This window comes from Burkholderia sp. HI4860 (assembly GCF_002223045.2).
GTDB lineage: Bacteria > Pseudomonadota > Gammaproteobacteria > Burkholderiales > Burkholderiaceae > Burkholderia.
Genome location: NZ_NKFO02000003.1, coordinates 169,678 through 186,047 on the forward strand (window position 1 = coordinate 169,678; position 16,370 = coordinate 186,047).

Genomic DNA, 16,370 nt, shown 5'->3' on the forward strand with positions numbered 1-16,370 from the left:
CTTCGGATGAAATTGTGTTGACAGACTCCGCCGACACGCTAGAATAGCGGTCTTCGCACTGCAGCAAGCGAAACGTGCCCAGGTGGCGGAATTGGTAGACGCACTAGGTTCAGGTCCTAGCGGTGGCAACATCGTGGAGGTTCGAGTCCTCTCCTGGGCACCATCTGTTTTATAAAAAGGTCGGCTTCTAGCCGGCCTTTTTTCATTTCCGGCGCCGGAATCGATACGCAAGCGCGTACACCGATATCAATGAGTCACGTTCACTGCAACGAGAGTTCGTGCGCTCTGCCCGCCCCACCCGAACGAACACGCCAGACCAATTATTTTCGTTCGCGACCTCAAATAGTGTTGACAGCCCCGAAAGACGCGCTATAATTTTCCTTCTTTGCAGCAAGCAGCTCACTGCAAAACGTGCCCAGGTGGCGGAATTGGTAGACGCACTAGGTTCAGGTCCTAGCGGTGGCAACATCGTGGAGGTTCGAGTCCTCTCCTGGGCACCATCTGTTTTATAAAAAGGTCGGCTTCTAGCCGGCCTTTTTTCATTTCCGGTTCCGGAAGCGCAACTCACCCTGCTCCCATCACGCGCACCGAGTGCCGAATGCCATCTCTTGCCATCTTCGCGTACGGACATACCGCTTCGGTTTCCGCGACCAATATGCGCACGTCATCGAGATCGACACCCGGCATGCGGACCTCGACCTCCAGTTCGAGCGCAAACAGGCCATCCGACGGATCGCGCTGAAACGTCGCGCTCGCCGAGATCGCCAGGTCCGTCGGCAAGCGAACCCGGCGCCTCATCGCAACCAGCGTCAGCGCACCGTGAAAACACGCCGCGAACCCGGCGGCAAACAACTGCTCCGGATTCGTTCCACCACCCGCGCCACCCAGTTCCACCGGCAAACGCAACGGCAGATCAAGTTCGCCGGTTGCCGAGCGCGCATGCCCTGACGATCGGCCGTGCGCCGATTCGCCGCCGGTGACGGCCACGGTCGTCGTGTAAAGCGGCAGCGGCTCGCTGCCGGTATATGGGTCGAGCAGCGACACCGAAGGCCGCGTCGTGCGTTGCATACATTTCTCCCGAAAGAAGACACGGCGCCATGCCGATTGCGCCATGCCGGATGTCCAATGAGCGATTCCGTGCCGTGCGAAAGAGCACCGTCGGGCTTCACCTCGTGCGGGCTACGCCGACACGTGCAATCCCGCGGGCAATCGTGACGCGTATGCGCATCCCGGTCCATCAGACGAATTCCAAATTTCCCGATTTCAGCGTGTTCGCGATTCGCCCCCAATTCTCCTGGCGACACCAAGTCCTCGTCACCCTCAACCGGGATTTCCCTAGGCTGACACGCCGGCGTGCGCGCGGTTAAATAAATCAACGTGATTTATTTAATGCGCTGCCCGACAGCGCACCATGGAAGGAGACGCCATGAGAAGCCCGCACTTCGGCCAGGGAAGCAACTCGGCCAACGTGCGCCGTTACAACGAGCGCCTGCTGCTGAAGACGCTGCGCCGCGCAGGCAGCGCGTCGAAGGCCGACCTCGCCCGCCTCGCGAGCATGACGGGAACGGCAGTCGGCAGCATCATCGCGTCGCTCGCCGATGCGAAACTGATCGAATTCGCCGGCCGCACCGAAGGCCAGCGCGGCCAGCCGGCCTCGCTGATCCGCCTCGACCCGCGCGGCGCGTTCGGCATCGGCGTCCATCTCGACCGCATGCGCATCGAAACGGCGCTCGTCAACTTCGCCGGCGACGTGCTCGGCCGCCGCTCGCACGACACGCTGCTGCCGCCGCCCGCCGACGTGCTCGAGATCGTCCGCCACGACATCGACGCGATGCAGGCGCTGCTCCCCGACCACGAGCGCGCCCGCCTGACCGGTATCGGCGTCGCCCAGCCCTACAACCTCGGCGCGTGGATGCGCGAACTCGGCCTCGCACCCGACACGTTCCGCGCGTGGGAAGACGTCGATTTCGCGGCCGACCTCGGTCGCACGTTGTCGCTTCCGGTGTTCGGCGAAAACGACGGCAACGCAGCCGCGATCGCCGAGCTGTTCTACGGATACGGCCGGCAATGCGACGACTTCGTCTACCTGTTCATCGGGCCGGCCATCGGCGGCGGCATCGCGATCGACGGCGATTGCCTGCGCGGCGTGACCGGCAACGCGGGCGACATCGCCGTGATTCCCGTGCCGCCGAGCCGGCTGGCTTCCGCGCCGCCGCCACGCGGCCCGTGGGACATCCTGCTCGCGCGCGCGTCGCTGCATGCGCTGGTGCGCCATCTGCGCCATCACGGCGAAACGGTCGACAACCGGGCCGATCTCGAAGCGTGCATCGCCCGCGGCCTGCCCGCCGTCGACGAATGGATCGACGATTGCGTCGACGCGCTGGCGCCGGCATTGCGCGCGGTGCTGTGCGTGGTCGACGCGCCGGTGGTCGTGCTCGACGCCGATACCGACGCGGGGCTGCTCGACGCGGTCACGACGCGTCTGCGCGCCGCGCTCGTGGCCACCGCGCCCGAAGCGCGCGGCACGCCGGTGCTCGTACGCGGCACGTTCGGCGCCGACGCCGGTGCGATCGGCGCGGCCACGCTGCCGATGTTCTTCAACTTCTCCCCGCGGGCCGGCATCCTCAAGGGCGCCCGCATCGACTCGCAGGAGGTCAACCATGTCGCGATCTGAGTCGCCCCGTCCGTTGCTCGAGATGCGCGGGATCAGCAAGACGTTCCCGGCCGTGCGCGCGCTCGACAACGTCAGCCTGACCGTCTATCCCGGCGAGATCCATTCGCTGATGGGCGAAAACGGCGCGGGCAAATCGACGCTGATGAAGATCCTGTCGGGCGCATACCGCGCGGACGCCGGCGGCGAGATCCTGATCGACGGCGCCCGCATCGACATCGACGGCCCGCTCGCCGCGCGCGATGCTGGCGTCGCGGTGATCTACCAGGAACTGTGCCTGTCGCCGAACCTCACCGTCGCGGAAAATATCTACATCGGCCGCGAACTGCGGCGCGGCAACCGGCGCTGGGGCACGATCGACCGCGCGGCGATGGCGCGCGGCTGCGAGGACGTGCTCACGCGCCTGGGCGCATCGTTCGGGCCCGACACGCTCGTCGACACGCTGTCGATCGCGGAGCAGCAGCTCGTCGAGATCGCACGCGCCGTGCACACCCGGGCGCGTATCCTCGTGATGGACGAGCCGACCACGCCGCTGTCGTCGCGCGAAACCGAGCACCTGTTCCGCCTGATCCGCCAGTTGCGCGAGGAAGGTCTCGCGATCATCTACATCAGCCACCGGATGGCGGAGATCTACGAGCTGTCCGACCGCGTGTCGGTGTTGCGCGACGGCGCGTACGTCGGCACGCTCGAACGCGCGTCGCTGTCGGCCGAGCGCCTCGTCGCAATGATGGTCGGCCGCGACATCTCCGGTTTCTACAAGAAGGAACACGCACCGTACGACCCCGGCCACCTGCTGCTGTCGGTCCGCGACATCGCCGACGGCGCACGCGTGCGCGGCTGCAGTCTCGACCTGCACGCCGGTGAAGTACTCGGCATCGCGGGGCTGGTCGGCGCAGGCCGCACCGAACTCGCGCGGCTGATCTTCGGCGCCGAACCGCGCGTGCGCGGCGACGTGAAGGTGGGCGAACGCACGTTCGGCGCGCACTCGCCGCGCGACGCGATCGACGCGGGCCTCGTCTACCTGACCGAAGACCGCAAGCGCCAGGGCCTGTTCCTTGACATGAGCGTGCGCGACAACATCAACATCTCGGTCTGCAACCGCGACGCGCGGCTCGGTGCACTCGATCTCGCGCGCGGTGCCGAGCGCGCGCAGGACGCCATTGCGTCGCTGTCGATCCGCGTGCCGAACGCGAACGTCAACGTCGGCGCGCTGTCCGGCGGCAACCAGCAGAAAGTGTTGCTGTCGCGCCTGCTCGAGACGAAGCCGCGCGTGCTGATCCTCGACGAACCGACCCGCGGCGTCGACATCGGCGCGAAATCCGAGATCTACCGGATCATCAACGAACTGGCCCGGGCCGGCGTGGGCGTGATCGTGATCTCGAGCGAACTGCCGGAGATCATCGGTGTCGCCGACCGCGTGCTCGTGATGCGCGAAGGCGAGATCGCCGGCGAACTCGGCGGCTACACGCCTACGCCCATCACGCAGGAAGCCATCATCGCGCTCGCCACCGGCTCGCAAGCCGAGCTCGCCGACGCGCACTGAGGCTCGCCCCTTTTCATTTCCTTCTTACATCCAGGTTACCGAAATGATCAACCCGACCAAGCAGCGGAACCTCGCTTCCGCGACGGCCCAGCCGGTGGCCACCCGCACGCCGCTGTTGCGCGGCGCCGATCAACGCGCCCGCATGCAGTCGCTGATCCGCACGGCCGGCATGCTGCCGGTGCTGCTGGTTCTGTGCATCGGCTTCGGCTTTCTGACCGACGGCTTCTTCACGCTGCAGAACCTGTCGATCGTCACGCAGCAGGCGTCGATCAACATCGTGCTGGCCGCCGGCATGACCTTCGTGATCCTGACGGGCGGCATCGACCTGTCGGTCGGCTCGGTGCTCGCCGCCGCGGCCGTCGCGGCACTCCTCGCGTCGACCATCCCCGGCTGGGGCTGGCTCGGCGTGCCGTTCGCGCTCGTCGTCGGCCTCGTGTTCGGCGCGATCAACGGCGGCCTGATCTCGTTCCTGCGCCTGCCGCCGTTCATCGTCACGCTCGGCGCGATGACCGCCGTGCGCGGCGTCGCGCGCCTGATCGGCAACGACACGACCGTGTTCAATCCGCAGTTGCCGTTCGCGTTCATCGGCAACGGCACGATCCTCGGCGTGCCGTGGCTCGTCGTGATCGCGTGCGCGGTGATCGCGATCTCGTGGTTCATCCTGCGCCGCACGGTGCTCGGGATGCGCATCTATTCGGTCGGCGGCAATCCGGAAGCCGCCCGCCTGTCGGGCATCAACGTGCGGGCGATCCAGCTGTTCGTGTACGCGGCGTCGGGGCTGCTCGCCGGCCTCGGTGCGGTGATGTCGGCCGCGCGGCTCTACGCGGCCAACGGCCTGCAGCTCGGCCAGTCGTACGAACTCGACGCGATCGCCGCGGTGATCCTCGGCGGCACGAGCTTCGTCGGCGGCGTCGGCTCGATCGTCGGCACGCTGATCGGTGCGCTGATCATCGCGGTGCTGACCAACGGGCTCGTGCTGCTCGGCGTGTCCGACATCTGGCAGTACATCATCAAGGGGCTCGTGATCATCGGCGCCGTCGCGCTCGACCGCTACCGCCAGCGCGATTCGGCCCGCACCTGAGCCCCTGCCCGTCCATTCAACCTGGCGGCGCAGGCCGATCCCTGCGCCCGCCCGCCAAGCCACTTCACGGAGACACCACGACATGTTCAAGCACAAAGCCGCCCTGACCGCCGTCGCCTGCGCACTCGCGTTCGGCGCTTCCGCCGCGCACGCGGCCGACAAGCCGCTCAAATCGATCGGCGTCACGGTCGGGTCGCTCGGCAACCCGTACTTCGTCACGATCGTCAAGGGCGCCGAGGCGCGCGCCAGGCAGATCAACCCGAATGCGAAGGTCACGGCCGTGTCGGCCGACTACGACCTGAACAAGCAGTTCACGCAGATCGACAACTTCATCTCCGCGCACGTCGACATGATCCTGCTCAACGCGACCGATCCGAAGGCGATCGAGCCGGCGGTGAAGAAGGCGCAGGCGGCCGGCATCACGGTCGTCGCGGTCGACGTCGCGGCCGCCGGCGCGAACGCGACCGTGCAGACCAACAACGTGAAGGCCGGCGAGCTGGCATGCGACTACATCGCGAAGAAACTCAACGGCAAGGGCAACGTGATCATCGAGAACGGCCCGCAGGTGTCGGCCGTGATCGATCGCGTCAACGGCTGCAAGACCGTGCTCGCGAAAAGCGCCGGCATCAAGGTGCTATCGAGCGACCAGGACGGCAAGGGCTCGCGTGAAGGCGGGATGAACGCGATGCAAGGCTACCTGACGCGCTTTCCGAAGCTCGACGCGGTGTTCACGATCAACGACCCGCAGGCGATCGGCAGCGATCTCGCGGCGAAGCAGCTGAACCGCCCGAACATCGTGATCACGTCGGTCGACGGCGCGCCCGATATCGAGGTCGCGCTCAAGTCGAATACGCTCGTGCAGGCGTCGTCGAGCCAGGACCCTTGGGCGATGGCGCAGCAGGCCGTCAACGTCGGCTACGGCATCATGAACGGCCAGAAGCCGGCCAACCCGATGATCCTGATCGAGCCGACACTCATCACGCGCGACAACGTGAAGAGCTACAAGGGCTGGAGCACCCCGCGCTGATCGCGCCACCTGTCCGCCCGAGCAACCGGGCGGTGCCGGGCCGCGCCGCGACGTGCGACGACCCGCACTGCCCGTCCTTTCAGATCAACCGCTGCATGGCTGCGTGCAACGCCGCCGCACAAGGTTTCGACATGACGACGACGTTTCCCCGCCTGATCGTATTCGGCGAAGCATTGACCGATTTCATCCGCGACGACGACCAGCACTGGCACAGCGTCGCCGGCGGCTCATGCTGGAACGTCGCGCGCGTCGGTGCGCGACTTGGCGTGCCGACGGCCTTCGCCGGCACGGTCAGCCGCGACACCTTCGGTGACGAGCTGATGCGCAAGAGCGCCGAGGCGGGGCTCGACCTGCGCTTCATCCGGCAGGTCGATCGCGCGCCGCTGCTCGCGATGGTCGTGTCGAAGCAGCCGCCCCACTACTTCTTCATCGGCGAGAACAGCGCCGATCTCGCGTTCGATCCGGCGGACCTGCCCGCCGGCGCACTCGACGCGGCCGAGATCGTGCACGTCGGTTCGCTCGGCGTCGTGCGCGAGCCGCTCGCGTCGCGCCTGATCGATGTGGCGCAAGCGGCGCAGGCGGCCGGCAAGCGGATCTCGTTCGACCCGAACTTCCGCGCACCGATGGCCGCGCCGTCGTATCGCGACACGCTGCGCCGGCTGGCCGGGCTCGCCGACTGGATCAAGGTATCCGACGAGGATCTGCGCGGGCTGTTTCCCGAACTCGACGAAGCCGCCGCGCTCGCGCAGCTGCGCACGTGGGCGCCGGACGCCGCGATGCTCGTCACGCGCGGCGCATCCGGCATGCAGCTCCTGCATCGCGACCTCGTGCTGTTCCAGCCCGCGTTCCCGACCGACGTGGCCGACACCGTCGGTTGCGGCGATGCGAGCATCGGCGGCTGGCTTGCGAGCCAGCTCGCGCGTCCCGACGCATCCGCCGCCGAACATCTGCGCTACGCAGCCGCGTGCGCGGCCGTCGCCTGTGCGCATGCAGGCGCTTATGCGCCGACGGCGGCCGAAGTGACCGACATGATCGATCGCTCCGCCGACGCCGTGGTGTCGCCATAGCACTCACCGGCGCGGCGCCCCCGCGCCGCCCCGTCACGCGGCGGTCGTGCCGTCGCTGCCGTCCGGCGGCATCCGGGCCTGCAGCAGTTGCAGGCTCTCGTCGACGCTCAGTTCGGACATCGCATCGTCGTGCAGCGTGTCGTCGGCCGCGCGACGCAACGCATGCAGCGCGTGCACCTTGAGCCGCACGATCGCGAGCCGCAACCCGCGCGCCGTGCATTCGGCCGCGAACGTGCGCAACGATTCGATCGTCGTGCTGTCGACATCCGGCGTTTCCTCGAGGCTCAGCATCACGGTATGCGCGTCCGGCGCGGCCTTCATCAACGCACGCACGCGGTTCAGCATCCGGTCCGCATTCGCGAAGAACAGTTGCGCCTCGGGCCGCACGATCAGCACGCCCGGCACCGGCTTCGCGTCGGCATGGCTCGCCACGTCGACGAAATCGTGACTGTCGCGCAGCCTGCCGAGCACGCTGACGTTCGGTTCGGACAGCTTGCGCAGCGTCAGCAGCAGGCTCACGCCGATGGCCGCGAGCAGCCCGTGCAGCACGCCGAGCACGAGCACCGCAAGCAGCGCGGCGATCACGACCAGGCGGTCGCGATGCCAGGCCCAGTAAGGCCGGAATACCGACGGATGCAGCGAGTGGCTGACCGCGAAGATCACGATCGCCGCGAGCACGGGCTCCGGCGTGCGCGCGAGCTGCGGCAGCAGCAGCCAGACGATCAGCGCGACCACGCCCGCCGCCCACAGGCCGGCAAAGCGCGACTGCGCGCCGGCCGCTTCGTTCGCCGAGGTCGCCGAATAGCCGGCGCCGACCGGCATGCCGTGCAGCAGGCCCGACACGAGGTTCGCGCAGCCGAGCGCGACGAGGTCGCGGTTCGGCGACACGTTGTCGCCATGCTTCAGCGCGAAGTTGCGGATCGATCCGTACGATTCCGCGTACAGGATCAGCATCAGCGCGAACGCAAGCTCGATGGTCTGCATCCACGCGTTGCGGTCGAGAGTCGGCAGGCCGAACTCGATATGCTTGAAATCGATATGGCCGACGATCGCGATCCCGTATCGCTGCCAGTCGATCGCATAGCCGGCCGCGATCGACAGCACGATCACGACGAGCGTCGCGGGCACGCGCGAGCTGCGCCCGAGCGTGAACAGCAACGCCAGCGCAATGGCGCCGAGCACGACGCTCGCGAGATTCGCGTGCGGCACGCCGGTGATCAGGTCGAGCGCGACATGCGGCGCATCGCTGTGCTGCACGGAAATCGCGAGGATCTTCGGCAACTGCTTGATGACGATCGTCAGCGCGAGGCCGAACGTGAAGCCGCGCAACACCGGCCGCGCGACGAAATCCGACATGCCGCCGAGCCGCGCGGCACCGGCCAGGATGAACAGCACGCCCGTCATCGCGACGAGTGCCGCCGCGAGCGCGAGTTGCGCGGCGAGCGCCATCCCCGACTCCGCGAGCACGGTGGCCGCGAGCACGGCGGCCGACGACGACGTCGACGACACGATCGCGAAGCGGCTGCTGCCGGTGAGCGCATAGACGACGAGCCCCGACAGCAACGCGATGAGACCGGCCTGCGGCGGCAGGTTCGCCAGCCCCGCGTACGCCACCGCCTCGGGGATCAGCAGCCCCGCGATCGACAGGCCGGCCAGCGCATCGAGGCCGATGCGTCGCGTAGGCGGCGGCGCGGCCGCGTCGAGCGCGGCGAAATGGTCGGCATGCTGCGGGCCGGCATCGGGGCGGATCGGGGCGCTCGTCATGAGGCGGTCAGGGCTTGACGGCAATGACGCCCGACCAGCCGGGCAGATAGCGTGCATCCTGCTCGTGCGCGCGATGCAGAGCGATGTCGAGCGCCTTCGCGAAGTTCTTGCGGATCTGGTCGAGCGACACGTGCTGGCGCAGGTAGTCGGCCCACAGGAATTCGCTGAACGGCGTCGCATCCTTCGCATAGCCGCCCGCCGTGCGCAGCTCGCCGGCGAGGCTGCGGTACGGATCGTCAACGAGCCCGGTCAGCGCCTTCGGCAGATTCGCGTAGTCGCGACGCGTGCCGTCCGCGCCGAACGGATGCACCCACTGGTTGTGTTCCATCATCCGCCAGAAGATCGTCTCGTCGAGCCATGACAGATCCTTCAGCAGCATCGCGTTCACGCGTGCCTCACCTTCCTCGATCAGCGCGAGGCCGAGGTGGTGGTGGTCGGTGATGTAGTGCAGCCCGTCCGGGCCGAGCACCGCCGGGAACCAGTGCGATTCGATCGCGGCCTTGCGCGCGCGCTTGCTGAGCGCCTTCCAGTGCTTGCGCTTCGCCTTGACTTCGCGATAGCCGACCGTCATCTGCGTGGGACGCAGTTCTTCAAGCTTGACGGGAATCAGGTGAACATCGTTGCCGAGAGCCATGGTCGTACCCCATGTTGCGAAATTCCGGCAACGATACTCCTGATCGCGCGAGCCGTTAATACGTCATGACCTCGATACGCGTCCGGTTGACGATCTCTGACAACCGCGCGACGCCCGCCCGCGCACGGCGCCGCGCTACGCGCGCAGATCGTTGCGCTCGAGACGATGCCGAATGTAAGGAATGCCATCGTGCACGACGCTCACGCGACGCATCCCGAGCTTGCGCGCAACATTCAGCGAGCCGCTGTTGGCCTGGGCGATATCGGCGATCACGCGCGGCAGGCGCACGGTGTCGAACGCGTGGCGCACGACGGCTGCCGCGGCTTCGCTCGCGATGCCGCGCCCCCAGGTCGCACGCACCAGCCGCCAGCCGATCTCGACGTCGCGCGCGCCATCCGCATAGTCGGGAATCAGCAGGATCCAGCCGATGAACGCATCGGGCGCGGCCTTCTCGAAGATCGACCAGTAGCCGAGGCCCGGCGGATAGTCGCACGTGATCCGGTGCGTGACGAAACGCCGATGCTCGACGGGATCGTGCCACGGGCCCGCGATATGGCGCGTGACCTCGGGATCGCGATCCATCGCGAGGCATGCGTCGAGATCGGCCAGCACACGCGGACGCAGCCACAGCCGCGCCGTCTCGAGCACGGGCAGCGTGGCGGCGGAACGTTCGGTCATCGGGACTCCTGATTCGGTGACGATGTGCATCGGGCGCATTACAAAACAGATACAAACAGCCTTCCAGAATGATACAGATGCCTGTCGCCGGTTTCGTGCGACGGCATTGCCATTTCCGAAACAGTTCATTTCCTAGGGATTATTCCCGATTCGACGTTATCGCGCCCCACATCGTCGGGCGCCGCCGCCTACACTCGATCCATGCCCCCGCACCGCGCGCAAGCCGGGCCGGCATCCGCATCCACAACGTGAGCGCGCAAGCCAACGAGGAGACCTCGGACATGAGCTGGACCCGCGAACAACGCAACGTCACGATCGCCGCCTACCTCGGCTGGACACTCGATGCGTTCGATTTCTTCCTGATGGTGTTCGTGCTGAAGGACATCGCCGCCGAATTCGGGTCGACGATTCCCGCCGTCGCGTTCGCGCTCACCCTGACGCTCGCGATGCGCCCGCTCGGCGCCCTGATCTTCGGCCGGCTCGCCGATCGCTTCGGCCGCCGCCCGACGCTGATGGTCAACATCGCATGCTACTCGCTGCTCGAACTCGCTTCGGGTTTCGCACCGAGCCTGACCGCGCTGCTCGTGCTGCGCGCGTTGTTCGGCATCGCGATGGGCGGCGAATGGGGAGTCGGCTCGGCTCTGACGATGGAAACCGTGCCGACCCATGCGCGCGGCTTCGTTTCAGGGCTGCTGCAGGCCGGCTATCCGAGCGGCTACCTGCTCGCGTCCGTCGTGTTCGGCCTGTTCTACCAGTACATCGGCTGGCGCGGCATGTTCATGGTGGGCGTGCTGCCCGCGCTGCTCGTGCTGTACGTGCGTGCACACGTACCCGAATCGCCGGCATGGAAGCAGATGGAAAAGCGCCCGCGCCCGAGCCTTGGCTCCACGTTGAAGCAGAACTGGAAGCTCACGATCTACGCGATCGTGCTGATGACCGCGTTCAACTTCTTCTCGCACGGCACGCAGGATCTGTATCCGACGTTCCTGCGCGAACAGCATCACTTCGATCCGCATACCGTGTCGTGGATCACGATCGTGCTGAACATCGGCGCCATCGTCGGCGGCCTGTCGTTCGGCGCGATCTCGGAACGGACCGGCCGGCGTCGCGCCATCTTCATCGCCGCGTTGATCGCCCTGCCCGTGCTGCCGCTGTGGGCGTTCTCGAGCGGCCCGGTTGCCCTCGCCGCGGGGGCGTTCCTGATGCAGATCTCGGTGCAGGGTGCGTGGGGGGTGATCCCGGTTCACCTGAACGAGATCTCGCCCGACGAGATCCGCGCGACCTTCCCCGGCGTCGTCTACCAGCTCGGCAACCTGCTCGCGTCGGGCAACGCGACGATGCAGGCGTCGCTCGCCGTGTCGAACAACAACAATTACGGCTTCGCGCTCGCGCTCGTGGCCGGCATCGTCGCCGTCGTGATCGCCGTGCTGATCCTGTTCAGCCGCGAGCGGCGCGGCATCGACATGACGCAATCGGTCAATACGCGTAGCACGGTCGGCTGATCCCGCGCATTGCCGCACCGCATCATCACGCGTGCCCCGTCCCGTCGAGGGCACGCTCGATACTTTCCGCATTCGCACATCGAACTAGAGGAATTTGTCCAGATTCCCCGCTTGCCCGCTCCGTGCGCGATTTTTTATCTTAATAAAAACGGCTGTTTGAATCAGACAAACAAATCACCAGTTCGCGGCCGGGCGACCGGCATGGGAGGCGGGACATGGCAGTAAGTCAGGAGGGGCGGCCATCCGCGGGACGGCCGTCCGGGGCACGGTCATCCGGCACGCGGCAGACCGGCGGGACGAAGGCGCGCATCCTCGATGCGGCCGAGGACCTGTTCATCGAGCATGGCTTCGAGGCGATGTCGATGCGCCAGATCACCTCGCGCGCGGCGGTCAATCTCGCCGCGGTCAACTACCACTTCGGCAGCAAGGAAGCGCTGATCCACGCGATGCTGTCGCGCCGGCTCGACCAGCTCAACCAGGAACGCCTCGGCATCCTCGACCGCTTCGATGCGCAACTCGGCACGCACATCACCTGCGAGCACGTGCTCGGCGCGATGTTCATTCCGGCGCTGAAGGCCTCGCGCAATCCCGAACGCGGCGGGCCCGGCTTCCTGCGCCTGATCGGCCGTGCGTACACCGATCCGTCGCCGTTCGTGCGCAACTTCCTGACCGCGCACTACGCGAGCGTCGCGGGCCGCTTCTTCGACGCGTTCCAGCGCGCGTTGCCGCACCTGCCGCGCACGGAGCTCGGCTGGCGGCTGCACTTCGCGATCGGCGCGCTGTCCGGCGCGCTCGCGGGCGCCGAAACGGAAAGCCTGATCGACGAGTTCTCGCAAGGCCGCACGATGAACGACGTGCAGATGATCGCGCGACTGTCGTCGCTGATCGTCGCCGCGCTGAAAGCGCCGATGCCCGACAGCGCGCAGTTGTCGATCTTCGCGGCCGTGCTCGACGATGCGGGAGCCAGCGAAGCATTCGGGCTGCCGCAGTCGGCGGCGCCCCTCGTCGACACAGCGACGCTGCATTCCACGAACTGAGCGCGCGAGGCCACGCGCGGCTTCCTGTTCACGATTTGATTGAAACGCGCGGTCGTGCGGGGCGTCGAAGCGCCCTGTCGATCGACCGTGCGGCACGGGGCACGGGCCGGCGCCGAAGCGCCCGCCCTCGCCGAGAGCAAAGACCGGAGACTCGTCATGTCATCTTCCGCAGCAACCGCAGCGGCCCAGGTTCCGCCGAACACCGACGGCATCTGGTACGCGTCGTACCCGCCCGGCGTCCCGCACGAGATCGACGTCACGCAATACGCGTCGCTCGTGCAGTTCTTCGACGAATGCACGAGCCGCTTCGCCGAGCGCGTCGCCTACGTGAGCGCAGGCGCATCGATGACCTATCGCACGCTCGCGCAGAAAGTCGACGCGTTCGCGTCGTACCTGCAAGGCATCGGCATCAAGCCCGGCGACCGCGTCGCGATCATGCTGCCGAACACGTTCCAGTACCCGGTCGCGCTGTTCGGCACGCTGAAGGCCGGCGCGATCGTCGTCAACGTCAATCCGCTCTACACCGTGCGCGAACTCGCGCATCAGCTGAAGGACAGCGGCGCGCAGACGATCGTCGTGTTCGAGAACTTCGCGCGCACGCTGCAGGACGCGCTGCCGGAAACGCAGGTGAAGAACATCGTCGTCACCGCGCTCGGCGACCTGCTCGCCGACGGCTTCAACGCGAAAGGACGCCTGATCAATTTCGTGCTGAAGCACGTGAAGAAGCTCGTGCCGGCCTACCACCTGCCGCAGGCCATCCGGTTGCGCTCGGCGCTGGCGCTCGGGGCGCGCGGCAAGCCGCAACCGGTGCAGACCACGCGCGACGACCTCGCGTTCCTGCAATACACGGGCGGCACGACCGGCGTCGCGAAAGGCGCGATGCTCACGCACGGCAACCTGATCGCGAACCTGCTGCAGGCGAAGGCCTGGATCGCCGACCAGGTCTCGGGCGACGTCGAAACCGTACTCACGCCGCTGCCGCTGTATCACATCTATTCGTTGACGGTGAACGCATTCATCTTCATGGGGCTCGGCGGGCGCAACATCCTGATCGCGAACCCGCGCGACATGACGATGGTGATGAAGATCATCCGCAACGAGACGTTCACCGGGATCACCGGCATCAACACGCTGTACAACGCGTTCCTCGACAACGAGGAATTCCGCAAGCGCGATTTCTCGAAGCTGAAGCTCGCGATGGCCGGCGGGATGGCGATGCAGCGCGCGGTGGCGGAGCGCTTCCAGCAGGTGACGGGCCGGCCGGTCGTCGAAGGCTACGGCCTGACCGAGTGCTCGCCGATCGTCACGATGAACCCCGTGGACCTGAACGACATGGCCGCGTTCAGCGGTTCGATCGGCCTGCCCGCGCCGTCCACCCTCGTGCGCTTTCGTCGCGAGGACGGCACTTGGGCGCCCGTCGGCGAACCGGGCGAGCTGTGCGTGCGTGGCCCGCAGGTGATGCGCGGCTACTGGCAGCGCCCCGACGAGACGGCCAAGGTGATCGACGCCGACGGCTGGCTCGGCACCGGCGACATCGGCGTGATGGACGAACGCGGCTTCATCCGCCTGATCGACCGCAAGAAGGACATGATCCTCGTGTCGGGCTTCAACGTGTATCCGAACGAGATCGAGGAAGTGCTGGTGATGCATCCGGGCATCAGCGAAGCCGCGGCGATCGGCATTCCTGACGAGATACAGGGCGAACGGATCAAGGTGTTCGTCGTGCGCCGCGACCCGGCGCTGACGGTCGACGACGTGCTCGCGCACTGCCGCAAGAACCTGACCGGCTACAAGATGCCGAAATTCGTCGAGTTCCGCGACGCGCTGCCGCAGACGAACGTCGGCAAGATCCTGCGCCGTGCGTTGCGCGACGAGGAACTCGCCAAAATCAAGGCCGCGAAGCAAAGCTGAACACACCATCGCCCCGGGAGACGCCGTCGATGAACGAAGGAAAGAAGCGCCACGCGCGGCATGCCGCCGCTATGGCAGTCGCGTGCATGCTGTCGCTCGCCCAGACTGGCCTGCATGCGCAGGAAGCCGCCAGTGCCGTGAGCGCGGCGCAGGAGGTCGCCCTGCCGCCCGATCTCGCGAAAGTCACCCGCGAGCCGGTCGCGCAACAGGCACGCTGGCTGCGCACGGCCGCGCAGCGCGGCACGCTCGCGCAACTCGATGACGCCACGCTCACGGCGCTCTTCAAGGCGCTCGATCCGCTCGCCGTGCCGCTCTATATCCGGAATGGCCCCAACGGCTATCCGTCCTACCAGTTCACGATGGTGCGCCAGGAACGCATCAGCGGAAAATGGTCCGATACGCCCGACCGCATGCTGGTGAAGACCACCCGCGAGCCGCTGCGCGTCTATGCGAAATGGCTGCCGGGCGGCGCGCACGCCGGGCAGGAAACCATCTACGACACGACGCAGCGCAAGGACGAGATGTACGGCCACCTCGGCGGCCTGCTCGGCAAGATTCCGCTGTGGACGGCTATCGACGGTACACTCGCGCGCGCCCAGTCGAATCACCAGGTGAAGGATCTCGGCACCGAATTCATCACGAACCTGTACCTGACCGAAGGGAAGAAATACCTGGAAGCCGGCGTGCAGCGGCCGACCGATGTGGAAGCCAGAACCATCAACGGCGTGCGCGTCGTTGCGCTCACCTACGAAACACCGACCGGCCGGCCGCAGTTCTACGCGAAGAAGGAAGTCCTCGGGCTCGACCTGCACGCACCCTATTTCCGGACCGTCGAGTCCTATGACAACGACGGCAAGATCTTCGAGCGGATCGTCATCGAGAAAATCGCCCCGACGACGCTCGACGACACCGCATTCGACCCGAAAAACCCCGACTACGCGTTCTGATGCGCGCCGGCGGGGCTGGCCTGGGGCTCAATCGTCATCGTCGTCGCCGTGGTGCCGGTGCCAATGCTTGTCATAGTGCCTGCGCCACTTGCGATAGCGATCGTCGTCGTCATCGCCGTAGTAGCCATATCCGTAGCCCGGATAGGCGACCACGGCCGGTTGCGGCGCCACATAGACCGGGGCCGGCTCGACATAGACCGGTGCGACCGGTGCGACCGGTACGCCGATGCCGACCGACAGGTCGACATGCCCCGCCATCGCACTGCCCGAAGCCAGCAACGCCACGCTCCCGACCCACCCTGCCCATCGTCTCTTGTTCATGTTCTGAATCCCTGATATGCCGGCCCGCCCGGCTCGCGCGACTAAAGTAAACGTTCGCGCGCGAACCCAGGTGATACGGCCTTGCGAGAGTCGTAACGCGACGTAACGAAATGGCATTAGCCGTTTGGCCGAATCGCGAAATCGCGCTGGAACGTCTATAGTGGGTTACGGTTCGACACAATCACGA

At 66.6% G+C, this 16,370-nt stretch carries 14 protein-coding genes and 2 tRNA genes; 11 read left to right on the plus strand and 5 right to left on the minus strand.

Features of this window, described 5'->3' with window-relative positions; translation table 11 throughout:
• The first annotated feature begins 76 nt into the window (after nt 1–76).
• A tRNA-Leu gene (locus CFB34_RS15870) sits at nt 77–163 on the plus strand.
• Nucleotides 164–413: 250 nt separating this feature from the next.
• Nucleotides 414–500: transfer RNA gene (locus CFB34_RS15875), tRNA-Leu, on the plus strand.
• Between the two features lie 64 nt (nt 501–564).
• On the opposite strand, the gene CFB34_RS15880 is transcribed toward CFB34_RS15875, so the two are convergent.
• Entirely contained in the window at nt 565–1,068 is a 504-nt protein-coding gene (locus CFB34_RS15880) for an Ohr family peroxiredoxin (protein ID WP_089439987.1), read from the minus strand.
• Nucleotides 1,069–1,426: 358 nt separating this feature from the next.
• Here CFB34_RS15880 and CFB34_RS15885 point away from each other — a divergent pair, with 358 nt between their 5' ends.
• From CFB34_RS15885 to CFB34_RS15905, 5 genes are all read left to right on the plus strand, one after another.
• Nucleotides 1,427–2,674: an ROK family protein gene (locus tag CFB34_RS15885; protein ID WP_089439986.1), complete on the plus strand. Its 1,248-nt coding sequence runs from the start codon at nt 1,427–1,429 to the stop codon at nt 2,672–2,674.
• On the plus strand, nt 2,661–4,214 hold the full coding sequence (locus tag CFB34_RS15890) for a sugar ABC transporter ATP-binding protein (RefSeq protein ID WP_089439985.1): 1,554 nt from the start codon (nt 2,661–2,663) through the stop codon (nt 4,212–4,214). Before CFB34_RS15885 ends, CFB34_RS15890 begins: the two co-directional genes overlap by 14 nt.
• A gap of 43 nt (nt 4,215–4,257) precedes the next feature.
• On the plus strand, nt 4,258–5,295 hold the full coding sequence (locus tag CFB34_RS15895; protein WP_089439984.1) for a ribose ABC transporter permease: 1,038 nt from the start codon (nt 4,258–4,260) through the stop codon (nt 5,293–5,295).
• Nucleotides 5,296–5,377: 82 nt separating this feature from the next.
• Nucleotides 5,378–6,322 (plus strand): ABC transporter substrate-binding protein, encoded by a 945-nt coding sequence (locus CFB34_RS15900; RefSeq protein ID WP_089425243.1) that lies wholly within the window; start codon nt 5,378–5,380, stop codon nt 6,320–6,322.
• Between the two features lie 131 nt (nt 6,323–6,453).
• On the plus strand, nt 6,454–7,389 hold the full coding sequence (locus CFB34_RS15905) for a carbohydrate kinase (protein ID WP_089440393.1): 936 nt from the start codon (nt 6,454–6,456) through the stop codon (nt 7,387–7,389).
• Nucleotides 7,390–7,422: 33 nt separating this feature from the next.
• On the opposite strand, the gene CFB34_RS15910 is transcribed toward CFB34_RS15905, so the two are convergent.
• From CFB34_RS15910 to CFB34_RS15920, 3 genes are all read right to left on the minus strand, one after another.
• Entirely contained in the window at nt 7,423–9,153 is a 1,731-nt protein-coding gene (locus tag CFB34_RS15910) for a SulP family inorganic anion transporter (protein WP_089439983.1), read from the minus strand.
• A 7-nt stretch (nt 9,154–9,160) separates the two neighbouring features.
• Nucleotides 9,161–9,787 carry a ParB-like protein gene (locus CFB34_RS15915; RefSeq protein WP_089439982.1) on the minus strand — a complete coding sequence of 209 codons (627 nt, stop codon included), beginning with the start codon at nt 9,785–9,787 and terminating at the stop codon, nt 9,161–9,163.
• Between the two features lie 135 nt (nt 9,788–9,922).
• Nucleotides 9,923–10,465, minus strand: a complete 543-nt coding sequence (locus CFB34_RS15920; protein WP_089439981.1) for a GNAT family N-acetyltransferase — start codon at nt 10,463–10,465, stop codon at nt 9,923–9,925.
• Between the two features lie 281 nt (nt 10,466–10,746).
• Here CFB34_RS15920 and CFB34_RS15925 point away from each other — a divergent pair, with 281 nt between their 5' ends.
• The 4 genes from CFB34_RS15925 (at nt 10,747) to CFB34_RS15940 (ending at nt 15,862) form a co-directional block, all read left to right on the plus strand.
• Complete coding sequence (locus CFB34_RS15925; RefSeq protein WP_089439980.1) at nt 10,747–11,967, plus strand: MFS transporter; 1,221 nt, start codon at nt 10,747–10,749, stop codon at nt 11,965–11,967.
• A 215-nt stretch (nt 11,968–12,182) separates the two neighbouring features.
• Nucleotides 12,183–13,004, plus strand: a complete 822-nt coding sequence (locus tag CFB34_RS15930) for a TetR/AcrR family transcriptional regulator (RefSeq protein ID WP_089439979.1) — start codon at nt 12,183–12,185, stop codon at nt 13,002–13,004.
• 156 nt (nt 13,005–13,160) lie between these two features.
• A complete protein-coding gene (locus tag CFB34_RS15935) occupies nt 13,161–14,915 on the plus strand; it encodes an AMP-binding protein (protein ID WP_089439978.1) in 1,755 nt (584 codons plus the stop codon).
• A 29-nt stretch (nt 14,916–14,944) separates the two neighbouring features.
• Nucleotides 14,945–15,862, plus strand: coding sequence for a DUF1571 domain-containing protein (locus CFB34_RS15940; RefSeq protein WP_089439977.1), 918 nt, complete (start codon nt 14,945–14,947; stop codon nt 15,860–15,862).
• Between the two features lie 27 nt (nt 15,863–15,889).
• On the opposite strand, the gene CFB34_RS15945 is transcribed toward CFB34_RS15940, so the two are convergent.
• The gene (locus CFB34_RS15945; protein WP_089439976.1) at nt 15,890–16,183 is read right to left on the minus strand and encodes a hypothetical protein; all 294 of its coding nucleotides are present in this window, start codon (nt 16,181–16,183) and stop codon (nt 15,890–15,892) included.
• Nucleotides 16,184–16,370 lie beyond the last annotated feature (187 nt).